The sequence below is a fragment of the Nonomuraea helvata genome, from assembly GCF_039535785.1.
In the GTDB taxonomy this organism is placed as follows: Bacteria; Actinomycetota; Actinomycetes; order Streptosporangiales; family Streptosporangiaceae; genus Nonomuraea; species Nonomuraea helvata.
Genome location: NZ_BAAAXV010000001.1, coordinates 2,731,364 through 2,756,546, shown reverse-complemented (window position 1 = coordinate 2,756,546; position 25,183 = coordinate 2,731,364). Strand labels below are relative to the sequence as shown.

Annotated in this window: 24 protein-coding genes; 14 read left to right on the top strand and 10 right to left on the bottom strand. The window is 70.8% G+C overall.

The window, feature by feature from the left end:
* Positions 1-189 precede the first annotated feature (189 nt).
* From ABD830_RS12755 to ABD830_RS12740, 4 genes are read left to right on the top strand one after another with little or no spacing between them, the layout of a single operon-like run.
* The gene (locus tag ABD830_RS12755) at positions 190-3,396 is read left to right on the top strand and encodes a sensor histidine kinase (protein ID WP_344986891.1); all 3,207 of its coding nucleotides are present in this window, start codon (positions 190-192) and stop codon (positions 3,394-3,396) included.
* A complete protein-coding gene (locus ABD830_RS12750; protein WP_090935862.1) occupies positions 3,393-3,815 on the top strand; it encodes a roadblock/LC7 domain-containing protein in 423 nt (140 codons plus the stop codon). The genes ABD830_RS12755 and ABD830_RS12750 overlap by 4 nt, the downstream gene beginning before the upstream one ends.
* A gap of 20 nt (positions 3,816-3,835) precedes the next feature.
* Complete coding sequence (locus ABD830_RS12745; protein ID WP_055507219.1) at positions 3,836-4,240, top strand: DUF742 domain-containing protein; 405 nt, start codon at positions 3,836-3,838, stop codon at positions 4,238-4,240.
* Positions 4,221-4,799, top strand: a complete 579-nt coding sequence (locus ABD830_RS12740) for a GTP-binding protein (RefSeq protein ID WP_344986890.1) — start codon at positions 4,221-4,223, stop codon at positions 4,797-4,799. The genes ABD830_RS12745 and ABD830_RS12740 overlap by 20 nt, the downstream gene beginning before the upstream one ends.
* A gap of 64 nt (positions 4,800-4,863) precedes the next feature.
* Here the strand turns inward: ABD830_RS12740 and ABD830_RS12735 are convergent, their stop codons facing one another.
* The gene (locus ABD830_RS12735; RefSeq protein WP_344986889.1) at positions 4,864-5,646 is read right to left on the bottom strand and encodes an oxidoreductase; all 783 of its coding nucleotides are present in this window, start codon (positions 5,644-5,646) and stop codon (positions 4,864-4,866) included.
* 71 nt (positions 5,647-5,717) lie between these two features.
* A complete protein-coding gene (locus ABD830_RS12730; protein ID WP_344986887.1) occupies positions 5,718-6,296 on the bottom strand; it encodes a TetR/AcrR family transcriptional regulator in 579 nt (192 codons plus the stop codon).
* A 124-nt stretch (positions 6,297-6,420) separates the two neighbouring features.
* Between ABD830_RS12730 and ABD830_RS12725 the strand changes: the two genes are divergently transcribed.
* Positions 6,421-7,830 carry a glycoside hydrolase family 6 protein gene (locus ABD830_RS12725; RefSeq protein WP_344986886.1) on the top strand — a complete coding sequence of 470 codons (1,410 nt, stop codon included), beginning with the start codon at positions 6,421-6,423 and terminating at the stop codon, positions 7,828-7,830.
* Positions 7,831-7,875: 45 nt separating this feature from the next.
* Here the strand turns inward: ABD830_RS12725 and ABD830_RS12720 are convergent, their stop codons facing one another.
* The 4 genes from ABD830_RS12720 to ABD830_RS12705 all read right to left on the bottom strand — a co-directional run bounded on the left by ABD830_RS12720 (position 7,876) and on the right by ABD830_RS12705 (position 11,783).
* Entirely contained in the window at positions 7,876-8,604 is a 729-nt protein-coding gene (locus ABD830_RS12720) for an SAM-dependent methyltransferase (RefSeq protein WP_344986885.1), read from the bottom strand.
* Positions 8,605-8,635: 31 nt separating this feature from the next.
* Positions 8,636-9,523 (bottom strand): HpcH/HpaI aldolase/citrate lyase family protein, encoded by an 888-nt coding sequence (locus ABD830_RS12715; RefSeq protein ID WP_344986884.1) that lies wholly within the window; start codon positions 9,521-9,523, stop codon positions 8,636-8,638.
* A complete protein-coding gene (locus ABD830_RS12710; RefSeq protein WP_344986882.1) occupies positions 9,513-10,709 on the bottom strand; it encodes a CaiB/BaiF CoA transferase family protein in 1,197 nt (398 codons plus the stop codon). Before ABD830_RS12710 ends, ABD830_RS12715 begins: the two co-directional genes overlap by 11 nt.
* Positions 10,710-10,841: 132 nt before the next feature.
* Complete coding sequence (locus ABD830_RS12705; RefSeq protein WP_344986881.1) at positions 10,842-11,783, bottom strand: LysR family transcriptional regulator; 942 nt, start codon at positions 11,781-11,783, stop codon at positions 10,842-10,844.
* Positions 11,784-11,919: 136 nt separating this feature from the next.
* On the opposite strand from ABD830_RS12705, the gene ABD830_RS12700 reads away from it, so the two are divergent.
* The 4 genes from ABD830_RS12700 (at position 11,920) to ABD830_RS12685 (ending at position 17,012) form a co-directional block, all read left to right on the top strand.
* Complete coding sequence (locus tag ABD830_RS12700) at positions 11,920-13,224, top strand: CitMHS family transporter (RefSeq protein WP_344986880.1); 1,305 nt, start codon at positions 11,920-11,922, stop codon at positions 13,222-13,224.
* Between the two features lie 32 nt (positions 13,225-13,256).
* Entirely contained in the window at positions 13,257-14,774 is a 1,518-nt protein-coding gene (locus tag ABD830_RS12695) for a CocE/NonD family hydrolase (RefSeq protein ID WP_344986879.1), read from the top strand.
* Positions 14,775-15,035: 261 nt separating this feature from the next.
* On the top strand, positions 15,036-16,283 hold the full coding sequence (locus ABD830_RS12690; protein ID WP_344986878.1) for an erythromycin esterase family protein: 1,248 nt from the start codon (positions 15,036-15,038) through the stop codon (positions 16,281-16,283).
* A 15-nt stretch (positions 16,284-16,298) separates the two neighbouring features.
* Positions 16,299-17,012 carry an SDR family NAD(P)-dependent oxidoreductase gene (locus ABD830_RS12685; RefSeq protein WP_344986877.1) on the top strand — a complete coding sequence of 238 codons (714 nt, stop codon included), beginning with the start codon at positions 16,299-16,301 and terminating at the stop codon, positions 17,010-17,012.
* A gap of 66 nt (positions 17,013-17,078) precedes the next feature.
* On the opposite strand, the gene ABD830_RS12680 is transcribed toward ABD830_RS12685, so the two are convergent.
* The gene (locus ABD830_RS12680; RefSeq protein ID WP_344986876.1) at positions 17,079-18,026 is read right to left on the bottom strand and encodes a DUF2218 domain-containing protein; all 948 of its coding nucleotides are present in this window, start codon (positions 18,024-18,026) and stop codon (positions 17,079-17,081) included.
* A gap of 29 nt (positions 18,027-18,055) precedes the next feature.
* Between ABD830_RS12680 and ABD830_RS12675 the strand changes: the two genes are divergently transcribed.
* Positions 18,056-18,553: an ArsR family transcriptional regulator gene (locus ABD830_RS12675; protein ID WP_344986875.1), complete on the top strand. Its 498-nt coding sequence runs from the start codon at positions 18,056-18,058 to the stop codon at positions 18,551-18,553.
* Between the two features lie 39 nt (positions 18,554-18,592).
* Here the strand turns inward: ABD830_RS12675 and ABD830_RS12670 are convergent, their stop codons facing one another.
* Positions 18,593-19,060, bottom strand: a complete 468-nt coding sequence (locus ABD830_RS12670; RefSeq protein WP_344986874.1) for a MarR family winged helix-turn-helix transcriptional regulator — start codon at positions 19,058-19,060, stop codon at positions 18,593-18,595.
* 99 nt (positions 19,061-19,159) lie between these two features.
* Between ABD830_RS12670 and ABD830_RS12665 the strand changes: the two genes are divergently transcribed.
* From ABD830_RS12665 to ABD830_RS12650, 4 genes are all read left to right on the top strand, one after another.
* Positions 19,160-20,110 carry a quinone oxidoreductase family protein gene (locus ABD830_RS12665; RefSeq protein WP_344986873.1) on the top strand — a complete coding sequence of 317 codons (951 nt, stop codon included), beginning with the start codon at positions 19,160-19,162 and terminating at the stop codon, positions 20,108-20,110.
* A gap of 69 nt (positions 20,111-20,179) precedes the next feature.
* Positions 20,180-20,761, top strand: coding sequence for a sugar O-acetyltransferase (locus ABD830_RS12660; RefSeq protein ID WP_344986872.1), 582 nt, complete (start codon positions 20,180-20,182; stop codon positions 20,759-20,761).
* 43 nt (positions 20,762-20,804) lie between these two features.
* Entirely contained in the window at positions 20,805-21,380 is a 576-nt protein-coding gene (locus ABD830_RS12655; RefSeq protein WP_344986871.1) for a TetR/AcrR family transcriptional regulator, read from the top strand.
* Positions 21,381-21,431: 51 nt separating this feature from the next.
* Entirely contained in the window at positions 21,432-22,718 is a 1,287-nt protein-coding gene (locus tag ABD830_RS12650; protein WP_344986870.1) for an MFS transporter, read from the top strand.
* Between the two features lie 92 nt (positions 22,719-22,810).
* On the opposite strand, the gene ABD830_RS12645 is transcribed toward ABD830_RS12650, so the two are convergent.
* Positions 22,811-24,472, bottom strand: a complete 1,662-nt coding sequence (locus tag ABD830_RS12645) for an FAD-dependent monooxygenase (RefSeq protein WP_344986869.1) — start codon at positions 24,470-24,472, stop codon at positions 22,811-22,813.
* Positions 24,469-25,050, bottom strand: a complete 582-nt coding sequence (locus ABD830_RS12640; protein ID WP_344986867.1) for a PadR family transcriptional regulator — start codon at positions 25,048-25,050, stop codon at positions 24,469-24,471. Before ABD830_RS12640 ends, ABD830_RS12645 begins: the two co-directional genes overlap by 4 nt.
* Positions 25,051-25,183: the final 133 nt, after the last annotated feature.

Sequence of the window (25,183 nt, the reverse complement as noted above, 5' to 3'; positions counted from 1 at the left end):
CGGTTGGCCGATCTGGTACGGGTTGTGTTCCAATTACCCAGCCGGACAGAATCCCATGCGCCACACGCGTGTCTGATTTTTCGAGCACGTACCGGCGAGAGGTAGCGAGAGTCAGTGAGGACGAAAGACCCCAGGCACACGAGGTCAGGGGAGTACACAGGCGGACGTTTCCGGCTGGGGAACTGGCGTGTGCGCTCAAGGCTGGTCGCGCTGATCCTCATCCCCACGGTCGTGGGTGTGCTGCTCGCCGGCGTGCAGCTGGCCGACGCCATCGGCACCAGCGCCCAGTACCGCCGGCTCACCCAGGTCGCCGAGCTGGCGCAGCGCATCGGTGCGCTCAACCACGAGCTCGGCAAGGAGCGCACGCTCACCGCGTGGTACGTCGCCGACCGCAGCAGAGGCCAGCGCCTCGTCCAGCTCAAGACGCAGCGGCAGGCGACCGACGCGGCCAAGAAGCAGGTGCTCAGCGCGGCCAAGTCGATCGACGCCACGCACTCCTCCCGCGTCCGCGAGGGCGTCGAGAACATGCGCCGCTGGCTCGACGGCCTCGACAGCCTGCGCGAGTCCATGGTCTCGAACGTGCCGCCGCGCGCCTCCGTCAGCACGTACAGCACGATGATCGGCATCTTCTCCACAATCCAGGGCGACCTGGGTGACGGTGTCGGCGACGACACCCTTCAGCGTGAGGTGGCCGCGCTCGGCTCGCTCCAGCGGGTCAAGGAGGAGATCTCGCGCCAGCAGATCATCCTCATCGTGGCACTCGTCGAGCGTCAGCTGGACAGCGACGATCTGTCGGACTTCCTGGGCTCCTGGAACAAGCAGCAGGCCGAGCTGGCGGCCTTCGAGCAGGAGGCCGACCCGAAGGACCTGAAGACGTACCAGCAGCTCGTCCGTGGCCCCCAGATCGACCTCGCCGACGCCATGCGCCAGCGCGCGCTGGCGCAGGTCCGCGCGTACAACCGGATCAGGGACCTCGACGTCACCACCCATCGTGACCTGAGCAACTGGTTCGACAGCACCAGCCTGTCCGGCAACGCCATGCGCAAGGTCGAGGACGGCCTGGCCACCAAGATCGTGGCCAGGACCCGTGACCTGAGCGACACCGAGCAGCGCAACGCGATCATCTCCGGCGCGATGATCCTCGTCCTGCTGCTCCTCGTCCTGATCTTCACCACCCGCGTGGCCGGCTCGCTGGTCCGCCCGCTGCGCCGGCTGCGGGCCGAGGCGCTCCAGGTCGCCACGACCCGGCTGCCCGAGACCGTCCGCGTGCTGCGCGAGTCCGGTGAAGGCGCGCACGTGCCCGAGGTGCCGTCGGTCGGCGTCAACACCCGCGACGAGATCGGTGAAGTGGCGCGGGCGTTCGACGAGGTCCACCGCGAGGCGATCCGGCTGGCCGGCGACGAGGCCAAGCTGCGTACGAACGTCAACTCGATGTTCGTCAACCTCTCCCGCCGCAGCCAGACGCTGGTCGAGCGGCAGCTGCAGCTCATCGAGGGTCTGGAGCAGGGCGAGGAGGACGAGCAGCGGCTCGCGAACCTGTTCAGGCTCGACCACCTGGCCACCCGCATGCGCCGCAACAGCGAGAACCTCCTGGTCCTCGCCGGCCAGGAGGCCGCGCGCAAGTGGAGCGAGCCGGTGCCGCTGGTCGACATCGCCCGCGCCTCGCTGTCCGAGGTCGAGAACTACGAGCGGGTCCAGATCCAGATCCCGTCCGGCACGCTGATCGTCGGCCCGGCCGTCACCGACGCCGTCCACCTGCTCGCCGAGCTGATCGAGAACGCGATCTCGTTCTCGCCCCGCGAGAGCAAGGTCACGGTCACCAGCACGCCCGCCGAGGGCGGCGTCCTCGTGTCGATCAACGACCTGGGCATCGGCATGAGCCCCGAGGAGCTGTCGGAGGCCAACTGGCGGCTGGCGAACCCGCCCGTCGTGGACGTGTCGGTGTCGCGGCGCATGGGCCTGTTCGTGGTCGGCCGCCTGGCCCTGCGGCACGGCATCCGCGTGCAGCTCAGCCAGCGGGAGACCGGCGGGCTGAGCGCGCTGGTCATGCTGCCCGACATGCTGATCAGCAGCGGGATCGGCGTGCCGCAGCAGGGCGGGCAGTACGAGGCGTTCACCGACTTCGACCCGAGCATGTTCGGGCAGCCGTCGCAGAACGGTGCCCACTCGATGCCCGACGGGCCCGAGCAGGTGGTGGACACGCAGTGGCCGGGGTCGCTGCCGGCGCCCGGGAGCGCGGGCTGGACCGCGTTCGGCGAGCAGCCCGCGGCGTTCAACGAGCGGCCGGTCGGGGATCGCCCGTTCGAGCAGCCCTTCGGCGAGCAGCCGTCCTTCGGTGACCAGCCGGCGTTCGGCGAGCGGCCCTCCTTCGGTGAGCAGCCGTCCTTCGGTGAGCGGCAGTCGCCTTTCGCCGAGCAGCCGCAGGGGGCGCAGGGCGGCGACCAGCCGCGCTGGCCGTCCTTCTCCGACGAGTCGGCGCCGCCGGCCCAGAAGCCGTTCGAGGAGCCGCGCTGGCCGTCGTTCTCCGAGGAGACGCCGCAGCCCGCCGTGGAGAATCCGTTCGCGGAGAACCGGTGGCCGTCCTTCGCGGAGCAGCCGCCGCCCCTGCAGGACGACGAGCCGCGCTGGCCGTCGTTCGCCACCGAGCCGCCGAAGCAGCAGCCGCAGGACGAGTCGCGGTGGTCGTCGTTCGCCGACCCGCTGCCGCGCAGGTCGCTGTTCGAGTCGGAGGACCGGCCGCCGACGCAGCCCGCCGACGGCTACCGCTCGCCGTTCGCGGATGAGCCCAAGCCCGCCGACCCGTTCGAGCAGAACGGGCGCTCGGACCTCGACAGGTTCGGCCCCGGCGCCTACTCCTCGCAGGACATGACCGGGCCGCTCCCCGTGGTGCGCAGCTCGCCCATGGAGGACCAGGGCGACGAGTTCCTGCCGATCTTCTCGTCGGTCGGGTCCGACTGGTTCCGCCGGCCCGATCCCGAGGTGCTGCAGGACCGTATCGAGGCGCCTTCCCTGAGGGAGGCGGAGCCCGACATCACGGCTGTGCATCCGGCGGTGCCCGTCGAGGCGGCTCCTCCCACGTCCAGCGGGCTGCCCCGGCGCACGCCGGGCGCGTCCGGGGCGGGCGCGACCTGGTCGTCGCCCGCGGACTCCGGCTTCCAGGCCGCACAGGCCGCCGCGCAGCCCGTGCAGAGCGGCACAACGCCCTCGGGCCTGCCTCGTCGCGTCCCCAAGGCCAACCTGGTGCCCGGTACGGCGAGCCTCGCGGAACCCCAGGCTCCGTCACCGGCGCCGCAGATCTCGCCCGAGCGGCTGCGTAGCCGGCTCTCCAGCTTCCAGCAGGGTGTCCGGCAAGGCCGAGCGTTCACCCGCGGAGAAGAGAATGAGGAGGACAAATGAGAGAAATGAGCCAGGGAGCGCGCGGCATAAGCTGGTTGATCACGGACTTCGTGAACAACGTGCCGGGTGTCGCGCACACGGTCGTGGTGTCGTCCGACGGCTTGCCGCTGGCCTTCTCGGAGGGTTTTCCCAAGGACCGAGCCGACCAGCTCGCCGCGGTGGCGTCGGGTGTGATCAGCTTGACCCAAGGCGCCGCGCGGGTCTTCGAGGGCGGTATGGTGACGCAGACCGTTATCGAAATGCAGCGCGGGCTCTTGATGATCATGTCCATCAGCGATGGCTCCTGCTTGGCCGTCCTGGCCGCTCCCGACTGTGACATGGGGTTGGTGGCGTACCAGATGACCTTGCTGGTCGAGCGGGCCGGTCAGGTGTTGACCCCGGCCGTACGCGCCGAACTGCAAGCGGCCCGCCCCCGCTAGCGGGGCGGTGACAGGAGAACATGGTGTCAGGTCAGGGTTGGGCTGGTGATAGCACTCCGCCGCATCCGGCGGCTCCCCGTCCGCAGAAGCCGAGCTCCCTGGTACGGCCCTATGCCGTGACCGGGGGGCGCACCGCGCCGCGGATGAAGTTCGCCATGGAGGCATTGGTGTCCTCCGTGACGTCGGAATACCAAGACATTTCCCTACTTAGTCCGGAGTATCAGGCGATCATCCAGCTGACCCGGAACGTCCGGTCGGTTGCCGAGATCTCCGCCCTTTTACGGCAGCCCCTTGGCGTGGTCCGGGTGCTGATTGCCGACATGGCGTCGGAGGGCCTGATCCGCGTGCACCAGCCTGCGCTGGACGCCGGAAAGCCGGACCTGAACTTGCTCGAAAGGGTGCTCAGTGGACTTCGCAGGCTCTAGCCCCGGCCTAACCTCGACGAAGATCGTCGTGGCCGGGGGCTTCGGCGTGGGGAAGACGACGTTCGTTGGTGCGGTCTCGGAGATCCTGCCGCTCACCACCGAAGCGGTCATGACGGACGCTTCGGCACACGTGGACGACGTCTCCCTCACGCCCAACAAGACGACCACGACCGTGGCCATGGACTTCGGGCGGGTCTCGCTCGACCGTGATCTGATCCTGTACCTGTTCGGCACGCCCGGACAGCACCGGTTCTGGTTCATGTGGGACGACCTGGTGCGGGGCGCCATCGGCGCGGTCGTGCTGGTGGACACGCGCCGTCTCGCGGACAGCTTCCCGGCGATCGACTACTTCGAAGAGGCGAAGCTGCCGTTCGTGATCGGCATCAACGGCTGGGACGGGCAGTTCGCGCACGCGGCGGAGGAGATCCGCGAGGCCCTGTCGATCGGCGACCACATCCCGATCGTCCGCCTGGACGCCAGGCAGCGGGAGTCGGTGAAGGCCACCTTGATCACCTTGGTGGAACACGCCCTGACCCGCCACATGCACACCCCGGTGTAGCCCTCCCGGTTTTCAGGCGGCCCCCACGTTCCTGTGGTGGGCCGCCTTTCACGTCAGGGGGCCGTCAGAGGGTCTTGACGGTGCCGCCGTCGATGACGTGGTCGGCGCCGGTGATGTTGGCGGCGACGTCCGACAGCAGGAACGCGATCAAGGCGGCCACCTCGCCGGGCTCGGTGATCCGGCCGGTGGTGATGCCGAACGCCTGCGGGATCTGCTCGAGGAACGCGCCGTGCTCGGCTCCGGCGAGCGCGGCGACCCTGCCGCCGAAGCCGTCCGGATCCTCCCAGATGGCGGTACGGACGACGCCGGGCGAGACGGTGTTGACCCGCACGCCCCGCGGCCCGAACTCCTCGGCGAGCGACTTGCCGAGCGCGGCCAGCCCGGCCTTGGCGGCGCTGTAGGCGACGGGGCCGGCGGCCGGGAGCCTTGAGTTGATGGACGAGACGTTGACCACCGATCCGCGCCGCTCGATCAGGCTGGGCAGGGCGGCCCGGGTGACGCGGACGGCGCTGAGCAGGTTGATGTCGAAGATGGCGGCCCATTCGGCGTCGCCGGTGTCGAGGAATCCGGCGGGCTCGATGGCGTCGCCGCCCCCGACGTTGTTCACCAGCAGGTCGATGCCGCCCAGCTGCGCGAGCGCAGTCTCCATGAGGCTCGCGACGCCGTCGGCGGTGCTCAGGTCGGCCGACACCGCGACGGCGCCCGACTTCTCCAGCTCTGGGGTGATGGTGCGGGCGGCGCCGACCACGCGTACCCCTTCGGCGATCAGGGTCCGCACGGTGGCCAGCCCGATGCCCCGGCTGGCGCCGGTCACGACGGCGGTCTTGGCGTGAAGGTTGAGCTCCATGAGCTGCTCCAATTCTTTAACCGTAGGTACAAAAAATGGGCATGGCGAAGATCCCGGCATGGCCGGCGGGATCAGAGGGAGTCGACGATCGCGTCGATCACTCTGTCGAGGCGCTCCGGCCCTTCGGCGACGCGCGCGATCAGGCGCATGCCGACGATGGTGTTCAGTAGCAGGCTCCCGATCGCGTGGGCGTCGCGGTCTGTGGCGATCTCCCCGGCGCGCTGACCCTCTTCGATCAGTGCGCGGAAGGCCTCCTCGGTGCGGTCGAGCATGCGCCGTACGAGCTGGGCCGCGCTCTCGTCCGCCTGCCCGAGCTCAGCCGCGGTGTTCACGGCCAGGCAGCCGCGCCGGTCGGGATCGGCCAGGTCCATCTCGGCCACCAGGCGCAGCGCCCTGCGCAGCCGGTCTTTCGCGGGCCCCGGCTCTCCCAGCAGCTCGATCAGCGCCGCCGCCTGGCCGTCGCGGTAGCGCCTCAGCGCCGCCTCGAACAGGGCGTGCTTGCTGCCGAAGGTGTTGTAGAGGCTGCCCTTGCCGATGCCCAGTGCGTCGACCAGGTCCTGCGGCGTGGTGCCGGCGTAGCCCTTACGCCAGAACACGTCCATGGCCTGGTCGACGGCCGCGTCCGGATCGAACTGCTTCGGTCTGCCCATGCTCATGACCGTAGCAGCTTCTGGACCTAGAGGTCAAAAAGCTTGTGACGGGGCCTGTGATCTCTTGACCTTTGTCAGGTCGGTCGGTAATGATCAACGGCGAATCCCGCCGAAAGGTGATCACGTGCGATTAATCGCAGGCACCGCCACGACCGTGGCCGCCGTCCTGTCCGCCGTCCTCCTCGCTCCCCAGCCCGCCTCCGCGGCCGTCCAGCTCATCGGGAACGGCACCTTCAACAGCTCCGCCTCCCCCTGGTCCGCGATCGGCCGGACCACGGTCGCGGCCGAGTCCGGTCGCCTGCGGGCGGACGTGAAGGCCGTCGTCGCGAACCCGTGGGACGCCATGGTGGCCTCGCCCACCACCGCCCCGCTGAACCCGGGCAAGAGCTACACCCTCTCCTTCGACGCCTACTCCACCGTCGCCTTCAAGGCCACCGCGACGGTGCAGTACAAGGCCACGCCCAGCAGCAACCAGTCACTGGCCACGGGCGTGCAACTCACCACGGCGAGCAAGCGCTACAGCATCCCCTTCACGGCGGCGACCGCCACGGACACGGCGGCCGAGGTGACGTTCCAGCTCGGCGGATCCGGCGCCACCCCCGTGGTCCGGTTCGACAACGTGTCGCTGATGGAGACGCAGACGACAAGGCCGACCGCCCTGTACGTGTCCAGCGAGTCGCACCCGGCCGCGTGGGCGGCCGCCAACATGGGCACGTCCAAGGGGCAGGCCATCCAGGCGAGCATCGGCAGCAAGCCGATCTTCGAGTGGTTCGGCGGCTGGTTCAGCGACATCACGAAGGCCGTGGACACCTACGTCGGCGCCGCGCAGGCCCAGGACAAGCTGCCGATGCTGGTGGCGTACAACATCCCGAACCGGGACGCGTGCGCCGACCAGTCGGGCGGCGGCGCGGGTGACGCGACCGGCTACCACAACTGGATCACCGAGTTCGCCAAGGCCATCGGCACCAGGCACGCGATCGTCGTGCTCGAGCCCGACGCGGTCGCCGCCGCCGGGTGTGTCACCAGGTTCGGCAAGGACCCCGAGGACCAGTACCGGATGCTCCTCGACGCCACCCAGGTGCTGCGGGCCCAGGCCCCCAACGCGTGGGTCTACCTGGACGCGGCCAACGCCACCTGGATCGCGGCCGACAAGATGGCGCCGTTGCTGGTCAAGTCGGGCATCGCCAACACTCGCGGCTTCTCCGTGAACGTGTCGAACTACTTCACCACCTCGGACTCCGAGACGTACTCCGTCGCGGTCAACGGCTACCTGTCGGGCACGGTCGGCGCCAAGAAGTACGTGATCGACACCAGCCGCAACGGCAACGGTCCCTACGAGGACGACACGCCTGGGGACAACTGGTGCAACCCGCCCGGTCGCAAGCTCGGCACTCCTCCGGTCAGGCAGGTGAACGGCGCCGAGTACCTCTTCTGGGTCAAGGTGCCCGGCGACTCTGACGGCCAGTGCGGCATCTCCGACAAGACGGCCGGGACGTTCGATCCCGACCTGGCGATGGCCCTGATCAACGGCTGACGCACGCTCCGACGGCCGGGCCCGCTCAAGGGCCCGGCCGTTCGCTCACACGCGCTGGAGCAGGAGGGAGACGAAGCCGAGCGCCCCTCGGTAGCCGTTGAGCCACATCTCCCGGTGCTCCCGGGCGACGGCGAGGGCCTGCTCGCCGTCCGGACCCGGGTTGGCGGCGGCCCATCGGGCCAGCGTTCCCGTCCACGACCATTCGTACTCGTCCCACTCGGGCTGGGTGCTCACGTGGGCGTAGACGGTCAGCCAGCCCCCGGACTCGGCGGCGGTCACCGTGCCCGCCAGGTCGGGGTACTCCCCGATCTCCGCCACGACCTCCGGAGCCGGGGTCCGCTCCCAGAAACCCTCCCCGACCAGCGCCAGCCCGCCCGGCCTGACGAACTTCGCGACCGTCTCCATCGTGCCCGCCAACCCCTCGAAGGCGTGGGTCGCGCCCACACAGAGCACCAGGTCGTACGGCTCCGAGGCGGAGAACTCGGTGGCGGGCACCCGGTGCAGCGACAGCCGGTCGGACAGGCCGCGCGCGGCGGCCGATTTCTCCGCTGCCGACAGGGCCGACGGCGAGATGTCCACCCCGTCCGCGACGGCGGACGGGACCAGCTCGAGCGCCCGGAGCGACCATTCGCCCTCGCCGCACCCCAGGTCGAGGATGCGCGCCCGCTCCGGCAGGGCCGCCCGGCGCAGCAGCCGGTCGAGATTGCCGGGCGAAATGGGCGTGGCGATCGGGTGGTCACGATGGGCGATGGTGCTGATCAGCTCTCTGTCCATGCCGTCCATCATTTCGGCGGGCGCAACCGGTTTATCGGCCCGGCTCCTCGATGTGGCGGGCCAGGAGCGCGCGGGCCGTGGCGGCCATGGCCTCGTCGACCATCTCGCCCTCGAACGTCACCGCCCCCGCCCCGCCGGCCTGGGCCGCCTCCACAGCGGCGATCAGCCGGGCGTGACGGGCCAGCTCATCGGCCGAAGGGGAGAACGCCTCGTTGATGACCGGGATGTGGGAGGGATGGATCGCCATCATGCCCTCGTACCCGAGCGAGCGGTTCTGCTCGGCGAAGGCACGCAGCCCCTCGAGGTCGCCGATGCCCGTCCACAGGCCCGCGACCGGGTTGGGCGTCCCCGCCGCGCGTACGTCCAGGAGCACCCGGGAACGCAGGCCCAGCGTGCTCTCCAGGCTCCAGCGGTAGCCGACGGCGCGGGCCACGTCACCCCCGGGCGCGGTCACGGCGCCGAGGTAGGCGACGCGGGCGGCCGCCCGGGCGATCTCGTACGCCCCGCGCAGCGCGGAGGCCGTCTCCAGCAGCGGCACCAGGGCGATGTGCCCCGGCGCCAGGCCGTGCTCGCGCTCGCACCAGCCGAGCAGCCGGTCCGCGAGCCGTACGTCGTCGGGGCCGGTCACCTTGGGCAGCACGATCCCGGCGAGCCTCTCGTGCGCGACGGCACGCAGCTCCTCGGCTCCCGCCCAGCCGTCCAGCGGATTGACGCGGACGAACAGGGCCATGCGCCCGTCGAACGCGGCCACCGCCGCGGCCACCCGGCGGCGCGCCTCGGCCTTGCCGCCGGCCGGGACCGCGTCCTCGAGGTCGAGTATCGCGGCGTCCGCCCCGGCCGCCTCCGCCTTGGCCAGCCAGTCCGTCCGCGTGCCCGGGACGAAGAGCAGCGAACGGAGGGGGAGCCGCTCAGATGACACCTTGCTTCTCCAGGTCGGCCAGCTCGTCCTCGCCGAGTCCGAGCCAGTCGTGGTAGACGAGGCGGTTGTCCTGCCCGAGCCTGGGGCCGGTGCGCCAGACCTTCCCGGGGCGGTGGTGGAAGTGCGGGATGACGCCCTGCATGCGTACGGGGCCGAGGTCTGCGTCGTCGACGGTGATGACGTCGCCGCGCTCGGCGTAGACGGGGTCGGCGACGATGTCGGCGGCGGTGAACACCCGCGAGGCCACCACCTCGGCCCGGGCGAACTCCTCCAGGCACTCGCCCGTGGTCCGCGCGGCCACCCACTCCCGCAGGCCCTCGTCCAGGGTCTCGCGGCCCGCGTGCTGCTGCGCCGAGGTGGCGAAGTCCTCCTCGGGCAGGCCGAGCAGGCGGGCCACGTTGCGTACGGAACGGAGGGTCGCGGATGTCACCGTGATCCACTCGCCGTCGCGCGACCGGTAGGTGTTGATCACCGCGGCGGGCGCGACGGCGAGCTGGTTGCCCGCCCGTCCGGGCACGGTGCCGAGCTGGTCGTACGTGATGATCTGCCACTCGATCAGCCGGTACAGGGGCTCGAAGAGGGCCAGGTCGATCCACTCGCCGTCGAACCCGGGGTCCGTGGCCCGGCGGTGGAGCGCGGCGAGCACGGCGTACGCACCCATCAGCCCCGTGACCGCGTCGCCGTGCGAGAACCCGGTGTGCACGGGAGGCCCGTCGGGGAACCCGGTCAGGTGCACCACCCCGCTCCTGGCCTCGCCCATCTTGCCGAAGCCCGGCTCGTCCGCGCGCGAGGAGGTCGCCCCGAACCCGGAGATCTGCAGCAGGATCGCCGCGGGGTTGATCCGGTGCACGGCCTCCCAGTCCAGCTCCCAGTCGCGCAGCCGTCCGGCTCGCAGGGTCACGATCACGACGTCCGCCCAGGCGACGAGCCGGTGGGCGATCTCCCGCCCGGCCGCGTGGTGCAGGTCGAGGGTGACCGAACGCTTGTTGCGCCCGGCGACCTTGAACCACAGGGGTACGCCGTCGCGTACGGGACCCATCGCGCGAGCGGCGTCACCGGCGCCCGGGGCCTCCACGTGCACCACGTCCGCACCTTGGTCGGCGAGCATGGAGCCGGCCATCGGCCCGGCCACCACGTGCGCGAACTCCACCACCTTCAGGCCGCGCAGCTGCCCTGTACCTGTCACCTGTGCTCCTTCGCCTCCCGATCGCGATTGCGGTCGTTTCATCCTGCCGAGGTGGTGAAATGCGTGTCCAGCACAAGAAAACCATCATTCAATGCGCTTTCCACATAAATCGGGGGGATGTTTGGGTGCGCGTCAGTCGCGGTTCCAGGAGACGCCAGTGGGCAGGTCGCGCAGTTCGCGGCGGAACGTGTCGAGCAGGTCGAGGAACGCGCTCGTCGCCAGCGGCAGCGTGCGGCGGGCGCGGACGACGACGTCCAGGCGGCGGTCCACGACGGGTTCGGTGAGCGGCCGGTACACCAGAGACCCCGCCCCCATCAGCGGCAGCACCAGGGCGGGCATCGCCGAGACCCCGAGCCCGGCCGTGACGAGACCGCCCACCGTCGCCACGCTCCCCGCCTCCGCCGCGAGCGTCACAGCGGCTCCGGCCTGGGCGAACGCCGCGTCCGTGAGCCGCCGCACGCTCGACTCCGGCCCGACGGCGAGGAACGGCTCCCGCGCCAGCTCCTCCCATGTGACGGACTCCTGCGCGGCGAGCGGATGGCGCTCGGGCAGCACGGCGTAGAAGCGGTCCCTGATCAGCGGACGGTGTTCGAGCTGCTCGGGCGCGGCGCCGACCGTGGAGATCGCGAAGTCCGCGTCCCCCGAGAGGACCCGGCCCAGCACCACCTGCTCCAGCCCGTCCATGATCCGCAACGTCACCAGGGGCCGCCGCCCACGGAAGTCGGAGATCACCCTGGGCAGCAGCACCGCGGCCACCGACGGCAGCGTGGCCACCGCCACCACGCCGGACTCGCCGAGCAGGTAGCGCTCCAGCTCCTTCATGCCCGATCGGTGAGCGGACACGATCTGCTCGGCCACCCGCAGCGTCTCCACCCCGGCCGCCGTCAGCTGCACGTTCCGGGTGTCGCGCTCCAGCAGCTGCGCGCCGAGCAGCCGCTCCAGCTCCGCCACCGCGCGGCTGAGCGACGACTGCGACACGTGCATCTCGGCCGCCGCCGCGGTGAAGCTCGCCGCCCTGGCCACGGCGGCGTACGCGGCCAGCAGCCGCAGGTTCGCCTCCATGGCGGTGAGCATAGACGCAACTGTTGCGCAGATCGCATGGATAAATGTTGCTTTGATGCTGGACCTGCGATTTGGTCGCTCGGAAACTCTTCCGTAACACTCCGGCACATCACCCCCCGTGAGCCGGGCAAGGAAGAAGGCGAAACCGATGCTGGCAGCCCTGGGATTCACCACGATCGTTCTGTTCCTGCTGCTCACCATGACCAAGCGCGTGTCGGTCCTGATCGCTCTGGTGCTGATCCCGGTCCTGACCGCGCTGGCCGGGGGCTTCGGCGGCGAGCTGGGAAAGATGATCCTCGACGGGCTCGGCAAGGTCGCGCCGACCGGCATCATGATCGCGTTCGCGGTCCTGTACTTCAGCCTGATGATCGACGCCGGCCTCTTCGATCCGCTCATCCGCGGCATCCTGCGCCTGGCCAAGGGTGACCCGCTGCGCATCGCGGTCGGCACCGCCGTGCTCACCATGTGCGTGGCACTCGACGGGGACGGCGCGTCGACGTTCCTCATCACGGTCTCGGCGCTGCTGCCGGTCTACCGGCGGCTCGGCATGAGCCCGCTGGTGCTGTCGGGCGTAGTCTGCCTGGGCGCCGGCGTCATGAACCTCATCCCCTGGGGCGGCCCCACCGCACGCGCGATGGCGGCGCTGAAGCTGGACAGCTCCCAGGTGTTCACCCCGGTGCTGCCCGCCATGGCGGCGGGCATCGTGTGGGTGCTGGTGGCGTCGTACCTGATCGGGCTCAGGGAGCGCCGCCGCCTCGGCGCGCTGCCGCCCGCCGACGTGCCCGACGAGCGCCTGGTCGGCGAGGGCCCCGGCACCCAGCGGGCGCCCGTGCACCCGGCCCTGACCGTCTTCAACCTGGTGCTCACCGTCGCCCTGCTGGTCGGGCTCGTGCTGCAGGTGATGCCGCTGCCGGTGCTGTTCGTGGTCGGGTTCGCGATCGCGCTGCTGGTCAACCACCCGACCTGGGAACGCCAGCAGGAGCTCCTGGAGCGGCACGGCAAGAGTGTCGTCCTGGTCACCACCATGATCTTCGCAGCCGGGGTGTTCACCGGCATCCTCACCGGCACCAAGATGATCAGCCAGATGGCGTCCGCGTTCGTCAGCGTTATCCCCGACTCGCTCGGCGGGCACCTGCCCGTCCTCGTGGCCCTCACCGGCATGCCGCTCAGTCTGGTCTTCACCCCCGACGCCTACTACTTCGGCGTGCTCCCGGTGCTCGCCGAGACCGTCAGCGGCTTCGGCGGCGCGCCCGCCGAGGTCGCGAGGGCCGCCATCCTCGGCCAGATGACCACCGGTTTCCCGCTCAGCCCGCTCACCGCCTCCACGTTCATCCTGGTCGGGATGAGCGGCGTGCAGCTGGGGGAGCACCAGCGCTTCATCTTCAAGTGGGCCTTCGCCTCCACGCTCGTCATGACCGCGGTCGCGCTGCTCACCGGCGCCTTCTCCCTCTGAACCACCCCCCTTCCGCCCTCAGAGGATCGCACGTGAAATCTGTCAAGATCATGGCCGCGCTGTCGGCCGCCTTCACTCTGACCTGCGCTCCCGCCCCCGTCTCCGCCACGGCCGACGCACCGCTCCCGTCCGACCCCTTCTTCTCGTACGACCGCCCCGCCGAGTACGGCGTCCACCAGGAGCGCGTCACCGTACCGCTGCGCGACGGCAGCCACCTGGCCTGCGACCTGCACCGCCCCGCCGCCCCCGACGGCACGCCCGCCCCCGGCCGCTTCCCCGGCATCGTCTACGACTACAACGCCTACAACCAGCTGGAGGCCCAGGGCCGGGCCGCCGCGTACTTCGTCACCAGGGGCTACGTCGCGGCCGTCTGCAACGTCAGGGGATCGGGCGACTCGCCCGGCCACCTCGACCCGTTCAGCCCCCAGGAGCAGCGCGACAACTACGACCTCATCGAATGGCTGGCCGCCCGGCCCTGGTCCACAGGCCGCATCGGGCAGACGGGCGTCAGCTACGGCGGCCACTCGTCCCTCCTGGTCGCCGTCAACAAGCCGCCCCACCTGGCCGCCGTCATCCCCGTGGACGGCATCAGCGACTGGTACGAGAACACGATCTACCGGGGCGGCATCTATTCGGCGAGGATCCGCGACTGGCAGCGCGCCACCGCACCCGACACGCTCGTGACCTACGCCCAGCACCCGCTCTACGACGACTTCTGGCGCGGGCGCAGCGTCAAGTCCCGCTGGCAGGACCTCGACGTCCCCGTCCTGGAGATCGCCGGCTGGTACGACCGGTACCGCCAGGGCATGGTCGAGAACTTCCAGGCGCGCGAACGCAACGTCTGGCTGGTGTCCGGCCCCTGGGTGCACGGCTGGCCGGCCGGGCAGCCGGCCGACATCGGCAACGGCGCCTATCTCGCCTGGTGGGACCGCTGGCTGGCCCGCCGCCCCGGCGCGCCGCTGCCCGCGGCCAAGGTGACCTCGTACGAGGTGCCGGGCACGGGCTGGCGGCAGTTCGACAGCTGGCCGCCCGCCGGGACGCGGCAGGTCCGCCTGGGCCTGTCCTCCGACGGCACCCTGTCGGCCACCCCGGGGGCCTCGGCGACCCGTACGTTCGAGGTCAACACCAAGCCGGTCGCGGGCGGTCCTGGCCAACGGCTGGAGTTCGCGACGGCGCCGGTCCAGCGCGACCTGGTCCTCGCCGGTGACGTCCAGGCCAAGGTACGGGCCTCGTTCACCGCGACCGACGGCAACCTCGCGGTCGTGGTGCAGGACGTCGCCCCCGACGGCGCCGCCACCCGCATCACCCAGGGCTGGCTGAAGGCGAGCCACCGATTCGGCCACGACCGCGCCGTGCCGGTGCGCCCGGGCAGGACGTACGACCTGGAGATCCGGACCTGGCCCACCCACTACCGCGTCGCGGCCGGGCACAGCCTCCGCGTCACGGTGTCCAGCGACGACTACCCGGAGATCGACTCCGACGCCCCGGCGGGCCAGGTGTCGCTGAGACTCGGCCACGGCGGCTCGGACCTCCGGCTGACCACGCTCTGACCTGAGCCTGTCGCGCCGGGGCTCGGCATGCGGGCCCGGCGCGACGGTGACGGTACCGGGAGTCCTGATGCGGCTGGGGTAGGATTGCCGCATGGTACCTGGCACTTTGTTTCGCTGATCACGCACTCGTGAGAAGGCGCAGTGCCGCTGGAGCGCGTCGGCCCCAGTGGCGGCTCGGCCGCGCCTGAGCCCGGCCGTAGCCCGCGTTCTCTCACCGCGTCGACCGCCAATCGGCATCAGCAGAGAAACGAGTGCATCACCATGGCTTCCGGTTTCCTTTCCGAGCACACCGCTGTCCTGAACACCCTCGACCCCGGCGACCCCGTCCTGGACGATCTCGAACCGCTGCGCGGCGTCATCGAGGACGCCCGCGTCGTGGGCATCGGCGAGGGCGCCCATTTCGTCCAGGAGTTCACCCTCGCCCGCGCACGGCTGCTGCGCTTCCTCGTCGAACGCTGCGGCTTCACCCACGTGGCGCTCGAGCTCGGATCCGCCCAGGCCTCCGACGTCAACCCCTGGCTCGCCGGCGACGGCGACGAGTCGGACCTGCACCGGTTGAGCGGCCCCCTCACCCTCGGCGTCTTCGGAGAGCTGCTGCGCTGGCTGCGCCGCTTCAACGTGAGCAGGCCGCATCCCGTCCAGATCGTCGGGATCGACCTTCCCAACACCCTGACGCTCCTTCCGGACCTCGATCCGGTCGCCGATTATCTGAAGCTGGTCGACCCGGACGTCGGCGACCTCGTGGCGGACGTCCTGCGCGCGGCCGGCGAGATCACCGGTGACTCGGCCGCCGTGTCGGGGCCCCGGTGGGGGAGTCTCGACCCGGCGTTCCAGGACGCCCTCACAGCGGGCCTGGCCCGACTGTCGACGCGGCTCAGCGCGCTCGAGCCGATCTACGTCTCCCGCAGCGATCAGCACCGCTACGACACCGCCCGCCGCCACCTCGACGCGGCCTGCCACACCGACTACATGCTCCGGGCCATGAACGACCTGTTCTCCGGCCGGGGAGCGACGGGCGACACCTCGGTTCGCGACCACTACATGGCCGCGGCCGTACAGTGGCACCTCGCACGAGCGGGCGCCGGCGCGCGGGTCGTGCTGGTGGCCCACAACAACCACATCCAGAAGACCCCGGTCACCTTCGGCGGCTACCTGGCCGCCCTGCCGATGGGCCACTACCTGGCGAGAGACCTCGGCCGGCAGTACCGCGCCGTGGCGCTGACCCACACGGCCGGCCAGGTGCCGGAGATGAGCGTCACCGCCGAGGGCTCGCCGGTGGGGTTCACGGTCGGCCTCGTCACCCTGGACGCGCCGCCTCCCGGAAGCGTGGAAAGGGCACTCGCCGAAGCCGGGCTCGGCAGGGTGGTCACCCTCACCGATCTCCGTTCGCGCACGTCGCTCGATCGCATCCGATCGCAGAGCGCATTCGTGAACACGCCGCTGCATCAGGCGTTCGACGCGGTCATGAGCGCGCCCACCGCGACGACCGACCCCACCGTGAACTTCTAGCGAGGAAAGCAGATCATGGACATCACAAGCGCCGTCGTCACCGGCGCCGCCGGCGGGATCGGCAGAGCCCTCGCCGCCCGTCTCCGCTCGACCGGCGCGCGGGTCGTGCTCGCCGACGTCGACGCCGCGGCCCTCGCCGGAGCCGCGGCCGAGCTGGAAGCCGACGCCGTCCGGACCGACGTCTCCGACGCCGCGCAGGTGGAGGCCCTCGCCGCCGCCGTTCCGGACGTCGACCTGGTGTGCCTGAACGCGGGCATCGTCGGCCGGGACCTGGGCGCGCCGTGGGAGGTGAGCCCCGAGGACTGGGACCGGGTGTTCGCGGTGAACGTCGGCGGCGTCGTCAACGGGCTGCGCGCGTTCGTCCCCCGCCTCCTCGCGGCCGGCCGGCCCGCGCACATCCTGATCACCGCGTCCCTGGCGGGGCTCGTCACGTTCCCTGCCGGCGGCGCGTACGCGGCCTCCAAGCACGCCGTCGTCGCCCTCGCCGAGCAGGCGGCGCTCGCGCTGGCGGACACGCCGGTCGGCGTGACGATGCTCTGCCCGGCCCTGGTCCGCACCGGCATGTCACCCGAAGGCGAGGACCCCGCGACCATCGCCGAACAGGCTCTCGCGGCCGTGCGGGCGGGGACCTTCGCCGTGGTGCCGGACGGCTGGGCCGCCGGGATCACGCGGCGCGGCCAGTGGCTGGCGACCGGGGCGCAGCCGGAGATGCCGACCGTGGACCTGTGATGGCTCGCCCGGTTTCTCCCCGAGGTCATCTCGGGGAGAACCGAGCGGATCGTCGTGCAGCGGGGTTCAGCGCTTGCGCGCCAACGTGACGCCGTCGCGGACGGGCAGCATCACGCAATCCAGCCGGTCATCGCCGGCGATCGCCTCGTTCACCCGGCGCATCGCCAGGTGGCTCTCCTCCTGGAAGGCCGGGTCGAGCACCCTGCCGCCGAGGAACACGTTGTCGAGGACGAGCAGGCCGCCGGAGTTGAGCCGCGGGACGACCTCCTCGTAGTAGGCGGGGTAGTTCGCCTTGTCGGCGTCGATGAAGGCGAAGTCGTAGGCGGGCTCCGCGGGCAGCGCGCGCAGCGTCTCGAGCGCCGGGCCGATCCTGAGGTCGATACGATCGGCCACGCCCGCGCGCTCCCAGAAGGTCCTGGCGATGGCCGTCCATTCGCGGCTCACGTCGCAGGCGATCAACTGGCCGTCGGCGGGCAGCGCACGGGCGATGCACAGGGACGAGTATCCGGTGAACACGCCGATCTCGATCGCGCGGCGCGCGCCGGACAGGCGTACCAGCATGCTCAGCAGGGCGCCCTCGTCGGCCGAGATCTGCATCCCGGCGGCGTGGCCGGTCGCCTCCCGTGTGGTGGCGGCCAGTTCCCGCAGCAGCTCGTCGGCTGGGGTGCAGTGCGCGCGCAGGTAGTCGTCGATGCTCGGGTCGACGATCCGAAGGGCGTCCCCCGCGACGGGCTCCGTCCAGTCGATCCTGAGCTCCTCCTGGGTGGCGAAGCGCAGGAGGTGGCGGGTTATGACGTCCTGGACCCCGGCCACGGCGTCGTTGTCCGCTGCGGCGGCGATCAGGATCAGCTCGTCTCCCGCGGAGACGAGCGTGCAGGTGCCGTGGCGGAAGGCGATGGTGCCCCTACCGTGGTCGGTGAGCTCGGCGGCGGCCTTGTGACTCATGTGTGAGATCAGCTGCTTGACGTAACGCTCAGGGCGAGAGGTTGCTACATGTGCCGTTGAAAGGGGCATCCGAGGATCCTTCCCAACCATCCAGGAAAGTGTCGAGAATCCTCGACACTTGTGCGCCGGCCCCACAGCATGGTGAACGTGCTGCGCCGGCGTCCTGCCACGCTGGGCGAGAGACGGCGACGCTCGAGTCGACCAAGGGGACGATCGGTTACCATCTGCGCGTCCTGCGCGAGGCCGGCCTCGTCCGCCTGGCCGGCACCCGGCACGTGCGCGGCGGCACCGAGCAGCGCTTCGAACTCGTCAGCAAGGGCTTCAAGCTGGACGAGCACGCCGGCGTAGGGGCCGAGTTCCTGGTCGGCGCCGCCCTGGCGGAGATGCTGCCCGACCGCCCCGGCCACCCTGAGCACACGATGTTGTGGCATCTCTGGCTCACCTCTGACGAGGCCCGAGCGCTGGCCGCCCGGCTCGACACGTTCGCCCCCGACAAGCACCCGGCGGCCGGCCCGGGGCCCGACGCCGAGGCCGAGCCGTACGGGCTGCTCCTGAGCTTCTATCGGGCCGACATCCCCGCTCTGCCACTTGAGTGAACAGTCGTCAAGGGCTGCCTGCCTTGCGGCCGGAGTGGCTCAGGATGTGGACCGGGTCTCGGTGCGCGGCGTCTGCCGGGTCAGGATGCTGGTCGCGCGGTCGAGCAGCTCGCAGAAGGCGGCGTGTTCGTCGGAGGTGAAGGCATCGGTGAGTGCGCGTTCCAGCACGATGACTTCCTGGTAGGCGCGGTCCAGCAGCCGCCTGCCCTGCTCTGTGGGCGTGGTGATCAGGACCTTGGCGTGGGCCGTGGAGGGCTCGCGGACGATCAGGCCCTTGTTCTGCAGACCGGTGAGGACGGTGGCCATGGTCTGCTGGGTGACGCCGCAGGCGCGGGCGAGTTGTGCGCCGGACATGCCGCCCTCGCGTGCCAGCGTCAGCAGCACCGTGTACTGCGTCATGGTGAGCCCGTGACCGCGCAGCACCGCTTCGTGGTGGCCCATCAGAGCCTGCTCGGTACGCCTGATGCGGGTGCACAGGTACTCCTCGACCGGGATCTCGGCCATCATCCCCCGCCTATCTCACAGATAGCTGTGTTGACTCAGCATTCTGATACTCGCTACGGTTTCCGTCTGTATCAGGTTACTGATTCAGCTCAGGAGGCTGCAATGATGAAGGCTGTTGTGCTCGACACCGACGACCAGCTCCGTCTCGCCGACCTCGACGAGCCCACCGCCGGCCCCAGCCAGGTCGCCATCGCCGTCGCCTATGCCGGGATCCAGTACGGCGACGTGCTGGTCCGCAACGGCCACTTCGAGGTGCCGCGGCCGTTCGTCCCCGGGTTCGAGGCCGCAGGGCAGATCGTCGCGGTCGGCGAGGGAGTGGATCCGGCCCGGATCGGTGCGCAGGTCACCGCGCTGGTCGGTGGTGGCGCGTACGCAGAAGTGGCCCTCGCTCCCGCCGTGCTCACCTTCGACGCGGCAGGCATCGACCCGCGCGTCGCGGCGGGTTTCGGCTGGGCCACCCCCACCGCCTACGACCTGATCAACACCATCACCCGCGTGCGGCCCGGGGAGAGCGTACTGATCCACGCCGCCGCAGGCGGTGTCGGCACCCTGGCCGCGCAGTTCGCCAAGGCCGCCGGGGCGGGCCGGGTCGTCGGTGTGGTCGGCAGCGCCGAACGGGCGAGCTACGCCGCCTCGTTCGGCTTCGACCAGGTGCTGGTGCGTGAGGAGTTTCCCGATGCCCTGGGCGGCGAGCAGTTCGACGTGATCCTCGACCCCGTCGGCGGACCCGCGCGCCTTGCCAACCTGGAACGCCTGGCCCCGCACGGGCGGCTTGTCGTCTACGGCAACATCGCCACCTTCGAACCCGTCCAGGTCTCCGTAAACGACCTGCTCATGCAGGGCAAGTCCCTGCTGACCTACAACAGCAACCTGCTCGGCCAGACCCACCCCGAGCGCCTGGCCGACAGCGCCCGCCGGGCACTCAAGGCCGTCGCCGAGGGCCGGGTCCGCATCGACATCACCGCCGAATACGAAGCAGCCGACCTCGACACCGCCGTCCAGAACCTCGCCGACGGCGCCACCTGCGGCAAGAGCATCCTGCGCATCGCCTGACCACCCGGGTATCACGCGCTATGTACGGGCGTACACATCATAGGTACACTCGTACATATGCTGCCCGATATGGATGACCGCTCCATGCGTGAGCGAATGCTCGCCGGCGACCTCTACCTCGCCGTCGCCCCAGAGTTGGGCGAGCTCATACTGCGCGCGGCGGACCTGATGGAGGCGTACAACGCGACCTCGGCCCGTGACCCGCTGGAGCGGCGCCGACTGCTCGCCGAACTGCTCGGCGCGATCGGCGAGGGCACCGAGATTCGGCCGCCGCTCCGGGTCGACTACGGGAGCAATCTCCGCATCGGCGCCCGCTCCTTCGCCAACTTCGGCCTCGTCGCTCTCGACGTCGCGCCGATCACCATCGGCGACGACGTGCAGATCGGTACGAACGTGCAGCTGCTGACGCCCACCCATCCGATCGATCCGGAGCTGCGCCGGGCCAAGTGGGAAGCCGCCAAACCCATCACCATCGGCGACAACGTCTGGCTGGGCAGCGGGGCGATCGTCCTGGCCGGCGTCACCATCGGGGAGAACACAGTGGTCGGCGCCGGCGCGGTGGTCACCCGCGACCTGCCGCCGAACGTGGTCGCGGTGGGCAACCCCGCCCGGGTGATCCGCACCATCCAGCCGGGCACGCGGCATGAGTGAACCCACCTCGCCACGGTCCTCCACGGCACGGCCTGGGCGCGGTATGAGTGACCCCACTGTGCCACGGCCCTCCGTCGCGAGGCGGCCACGCCGGCATGACCCGGGCCGGCGGGACCGGCTGATCGACGCCGCCCTGACCGTGATTGCCGAGCGCGGCGTGGCCGCAACGACGCACCGGGAGATCGCTCGCGTCGCCGACGTGCCGCTGGGATCCATGACCTACCACTTCACCTCGCTGGAAGAGGTGCTCGCCGAGGCGTTCACCCGGCACGCCGACTCCGTGGCCCGCGCCTTCGACGAACGCCTGACCGCCGCCCGCAACCGCGAGGAGGCGACCGAGGCCGTCATCGCGCTGGTGGCCGACGACCTGCTCGGCTCCCAGCACGACCTCGTCCTGTCCGTGGAACTGTACGTGGCCGCCGCGCGCAACCCGGCCCTGCGGGGCGTCACCCAAGCCTGGATGGCGCGCAGCCGGCAAGCGCTGGAGCGCCACTTCGACGCCACCACCGCCCGCGAACTGGACGCGCTCATCGAAGGGCTCGTGCTGCACAGCGCCCTGTCGACCGACCCGATGACGCCCGAGCAGATCCGCCACGCCATCCACCGGTTCCTGCGCTGACCCTGCGTCCCGCCCCTCATCCACCCCTCCGTCACCCGGATTGGAGAGCCGATGGCCGCCGCCCCGCTCACCATGCCCACCCGCCAGGCGCGCCTGGCCCGCGCCGCCGTCGCCGCGCTGTTCCTCACCAACGGCGCCGTGTTCTTCAACATCGTTCCGCGCTACCCGCAGATCAAGGCCGAGCTCGGTGTGAACAACGCCGTCTTCGGCACCGCGCTGGCCGGCTGCTCGATCGGCGCGCTGCTGGCCGGGCTGCTCGCCGGCGCCGCCATCCGCCGCTTCGGCTCCGCCCGCGTGGCGGCGTTCGGCATCGTCATGACCACCGTCGTGACCTTGGCCATCCCCTTCGTGCCGAACTGGATCGCCTTCGGCGGCGCGCTGTTCGTCGTGGGCGCGCTCGACGCGGTCGTCGACGTCGCGCAGAACGCCCACGGCCTGCGCGTCCAGCGGCTCTACCAGCGCTCGATCCTCAACTCGCTGCACGGCGTGTGGAGCATCGGCGCCGTCCTGGGCGGCCTGATGGGCTCGGCCGCCGCCGGTCTCCACCTGCCTCTCGCGGTCCATCTCGGCATCTCCGCGACGCTGTTCAGCATCGTCGCCGTCGTCGCCTACCGGTTCCTGCTGCCCGGCACGGAAGATGCCGAGCGCCCTGCCGAAGCCCAGGATCTCGCCGCCGCCGCCGACGGCCACCCGCACGCCTCGCCTGCCTCGCCGGCCTCCGCCTCCTCTGCTTCGCCGGCCTCGCCGGCCCCGCAGGCGGGCCGCCGCTCGTTCACGGGCCAGGCCGTGCGGATGCTCGCCGCGCTCGGCGTGCTGGCCGCCTGCGGCGCGCTGGTCGAGGACGCCGGCGCGTCTTGGGGAGCCCTCTACCTCAGCGGCCTGCACGCCGACGCGGCCACCGCCGGCCTGGCCGTCGTGGTCTTCCAGATCGCCATGACCGTCGGCCGCCTCACCGGCGACCGCGTCGTGGACCGCTTCGGCCAGCGCACGGTGGCCCGGGCGGGAGGCGTCCTGGCCGCCGCCGGCATGGGCGCCGCGCTGGCCGCTCCCTCCGTCGCCACCGCGCTGGCCGGCTTCGCCCTGGCCGGGCTTGGCGTCGCCACCCTGATCCCGGCCGCCATGCACACCGCCGACGAGCTGCCCGGCCTGCCCCCCGGCACCGGCCTGACCATCGTCAGCTGGCTGCTGCGCGGCGGATTCCTGCTCTCCCCGCTCCTGGTCGGGTTCGTCGCCGATCTCAGCAGCCTGCGTGTGGGTCTGCTCTCCGTCGTCCTGGCCGGCACCGTCACCATCGTCCTCGCCCGCGCCCTGGTCAACCGCACCCGGGTCGCCGCTTAGTGGCCCGGCCCGCAACTTCTTCAGGGGTTCACGCGGCTGTCGGTAGTGCGGCAGCCTGCCCGGGCGAGTGTCGATCGTCCGCCGTCGTGTGGTCAGGTGATGGTGCAGAGGACGCGTTCCAGGACGTCGGCGATGGTGCGGTGCGGTGCGGGTGTCATGGTCGCGCTGCGCCAGGCGACGAAGCCGTCCGGGCGGATGAGGAGGGCGCCTGTTGCGGTGATGCCGTGTGCTCGGGTGACCTGGGCGTCGGGGTCGGCGATGTCGGTGCCGATGCGGACGGTGCTCAGCGGGATTCCGCGCTGCCCGGCCTGTTCGCTCGCGGATTTGACCCAGTCATCTCCGTCGGGGCCGGCCAGGAGGACGAAGCCGTCGCCGTACAGGTCGAGTGTGGACCTCTCGTGTGGGCCGCACAGGACCGGCAGGTGTGGGGCGCGTGTGCCCGGCCGGCCCGTGAGCTGAGTAGGTTCGATCGCCGGAGCGTCGTCAGAGGGTGCGTCGAGGATCGCCGCCGATCGATACCGATATCCGAAGATCACGGTGGGGGCCGGGTCGAGATTCTGTGGTGGGCTGTCGGTGCCGCGGTATCCGGTGCGCTGCTGTGCCCGGGCCAGGGCCTGCTCCAGCGTGTACGAGGCCACCGGGTGCCGTTCGGCGTGGTAGGTGTCCAACAGCCCGTGACCGGCCTGCCCATGATGGACAGCGGCGATCTTCCACGCCAGGTTGTGGGCGTCCTGGATTCCGGTGTTCGCGCCGAAACCGCCTGTGGGAGGCACGACGTGCGCGGCGTCACCCGCGAGGAAAACGCGCCGGTGACGGAAGCGCTCGGCGACCTGGGCGCCGATCACGAACGGTACCGCGATCTCGTCGGTGCCCGGGATCTGGGGCAGCAGCCTCACCTCCACCCGGGAGTCGCCCAGTGCGGCGGCGATCAGCTCTCTGCATCGCTCAGGGGGATAGTCGGCGAGGGTCTCCCCGTGCTCGGGGAGGTATCTGGTGGCCAGGGACCAGCGGCCCTCGCCGGCGGGCGCCAGTACGGTACCGGGAGACGGGCGGTCGAGGTAGCACACGTTGAACCGGCGCCCGTTCAGCAGGTCGCTCAGATCGGCCTCGAACATGAGGCTGATGACCTGGAACAGTGTGCCGGGCCCGTGCACGGGGATTCCGCACAGGCGGCGGATCGGACTGCTGGATCCGTCGGCCGCGATGAGATGGTCCGCGCGGATGACGGACTCGACGCCTCGGCCGTCGCGCACTGTGGCGGTGACACCGGCCGGGTCCTGGTCGAGGCCGACCAGGCGCGTCCCGAATCGTATGTCGGCTCCCAGCTCGATCGCGCGCCTGCGCAGCACCTCCTCGACCCGGTCCTGGTGCACCGGCTGTGCCGCGCAGGGGCTCAGCGCGGACATGGCGTCGAGCGCTCCCGGTTCGAACCACTGGAAGTCCGGGTCGGACAGCGTGGTGGCCCGCATGCCCGGCGTGGAGGGATCGTCGCTGCCCAGCCCGGCCGCCGCGATGACGGCGTCCTCTACCCCCAGCTGACGGAAGATTTCGATGGTGCGCGGGTTGAAGCCGCGCGCGCGAGGATGGATCAGCGCGGCACGGTGCTTCTCCACCAGCACGCACGGAACGCCGTAGCGAGCCAGTAACGCGGCCGCCGACAGCCCGACCACGCTTCCGCCCACGACGAGAACGGCGGTCCGGTCCCCGCTCTCGTCCCCACGCGTTCCCGGTCCGCTGCCGGTCTCGATGCTCATGTCAACGTCCTTTCGGGCCAAGTCAGTCGTTGTTCACGCAGGTCGTCGGCGAAGGCGAGCAGCCAGTCGCATTCGGAACGACGTAGCGCCTGCGCGTAGGCGTCCTCGGACAGGAAGACCGCCTCGACGCCGCGTGCCTTCGCTGCGCCGATGGCCGCTTCGGACGCATCGATCTCCTCCTGGAGGAGCCGGGCCCGCCGCATCACAAGGTCGGCGACCTCGGTGCGCGGTAGCGCGTACATGAACATCAGCGCGCTCATGAACGCGGTCCGGTCGTGTGCCGGATCGCCGAGAACCTCGCGTAGCCATTCGAGCAGGCGCTGCTCGCCGGCCGAAGTGAGGTGATAGACCGTCCGCTCCGGCCGGGCGCTGTCCCTGATGGTCGCGCCGGCTTCCACCAATCCCGCGGAGGCCAGCCGGCGCAGCGCGTCGTACAGCGAGGCGTTCTTGATCTCCAGCATCCTGTCGTGACCTCGTTCGCGCATCGCCACACGCATGTCGTACGTGTGCCTGGGCCGCTCGGCGAGCAGGCCCAGCACGGCGATGGTCATCGGCGTGCGCAGCACACGCGCAGGCATCGCTCCTCCTAGCCGAATTCGTATAGTCGAGTTCGACTATACATCGGCCCTGACAGAGCTGATCACATTCGGGCGGACGCTCAAACGCCGGGCCGCCGACGTGCCGGCCTCCTTCGGCCGGACCGGCACCTGC

Coding starts and splice junctions, on each gene's coding strand:
- ABD830_RS12750 (WP_090935862.1), top strand. CDS start 3,393: ATGAGAGAAATGAGCCAGGGAGCGCGCGGCATAAGCTGGTTGATCACG.
- ABD830_RS12745 (WP_055507219.1), top strand. CDS start 3,836: ATGGTGTCAGGTCAGGGTTGGGCTGGTGATAGCACTCCGCCGCATCCG.
- ABD830_RS12735 (WP_344986889.1), bottom strand. CDS start 5,646: ATGGAGCTCAACCTTCACGCCAAGACCGCCGTCGTGACCGGCGCCAGC.
- ABD830_RS12730 (WP_344986887.1), bottom strand. CDS start 6,296: ATGGGCAGACCGAAGCAGTTCGATCCGGACGCGGCCGTCGACCAGGCC.
- ABD830_RS12720 (WP_344986885.1), bottom strand. CDS start 8,604: ATGGACAGAGAGCTGATCAGCACCATCGCCCATCGTGACCACCCGATC.
- ABD830_RS12705 (WP_344986881.1), bottom strand. CDS start 11,783: ATGCTCACCGCCATGGAGGCGAACCTGCGGCTGCTGGCCGCGTACGCC.
- ABD830_RS12700 (WP_344986880.1), top strand. CDS start 11,920: ATGCTGGCAGCCCTGGGATTCACCACGATCGTTCTGTTCCTGCTGCTC.
- ABD830_RS12690 (WP_344986878.1), top strand. CDS start 15,036: ATGGCTTCCGGTTTCCTTTCCGAGCACACCGCTGTCCTGAACACCCTC.
- ABD830_RS12685 (WP_344986877.1), top strand. CDS start 16,299: ATGGACATCACAAGCGCCGTCGTCACCGGCGCCGCCGGCGGGATCGGC.
- ABD830_RS12680 (WP_344986876.1), bottom strand. CDS start 18,026: ATGCCCCTTTCAACGGCACATGTAGCAACCTCTCGCCCTGAGCGTTAC.
- ABD830_RS12670 (WP_344986874.1), bottom strand. CDS start 19,060: ATGATGGCCGAGATCCCGGTCGAGGAGTACCTGTGCACCCGCATCAGG.
- ABD830_RS12665 (WP_344986873.1), top strand. CDS start 19,160: ATGATGAAGGCTGTTGTGCTCGACACCGACGACCAGCTCCGTCTCGCC.
- ABD830_RS12660 (WP_344986872.1), top strand. CDS start 20,180: ATGGATGACCGCTCCATGCGTGAGCGAATGCTCGCCGGCGACCTCTAC.
- ABD830_RS12655 (WP_344986871.1), top strand. CDS start 20,805: ATGAGTGACCCCACTGTGCCACGGCCCTCCGTCGCGAGGCGGCCACGC.
- ABD830_RS12650 (WP_344986870.1), top strand. CDS start 21,432: ATGGCCGCCGCCCCGCTCACCATGCCCACCCGCCAGGCGCGCCTGGCC.
- ABD830_RS12645 (WP_344986869.1), bottom strand. CDS start 24,472: ATGAGCATCGAGACCGGCAGCGGACCGGGAACGCGTGGGGACGAGAGC.
- ABD830_RS12640 (WP_344986867.1), bottom strand. CDS start 25,050: ATGCCTGCGCGTGTGCTGCGCACGCCGATGACCATCGCCGTGCTGGGC.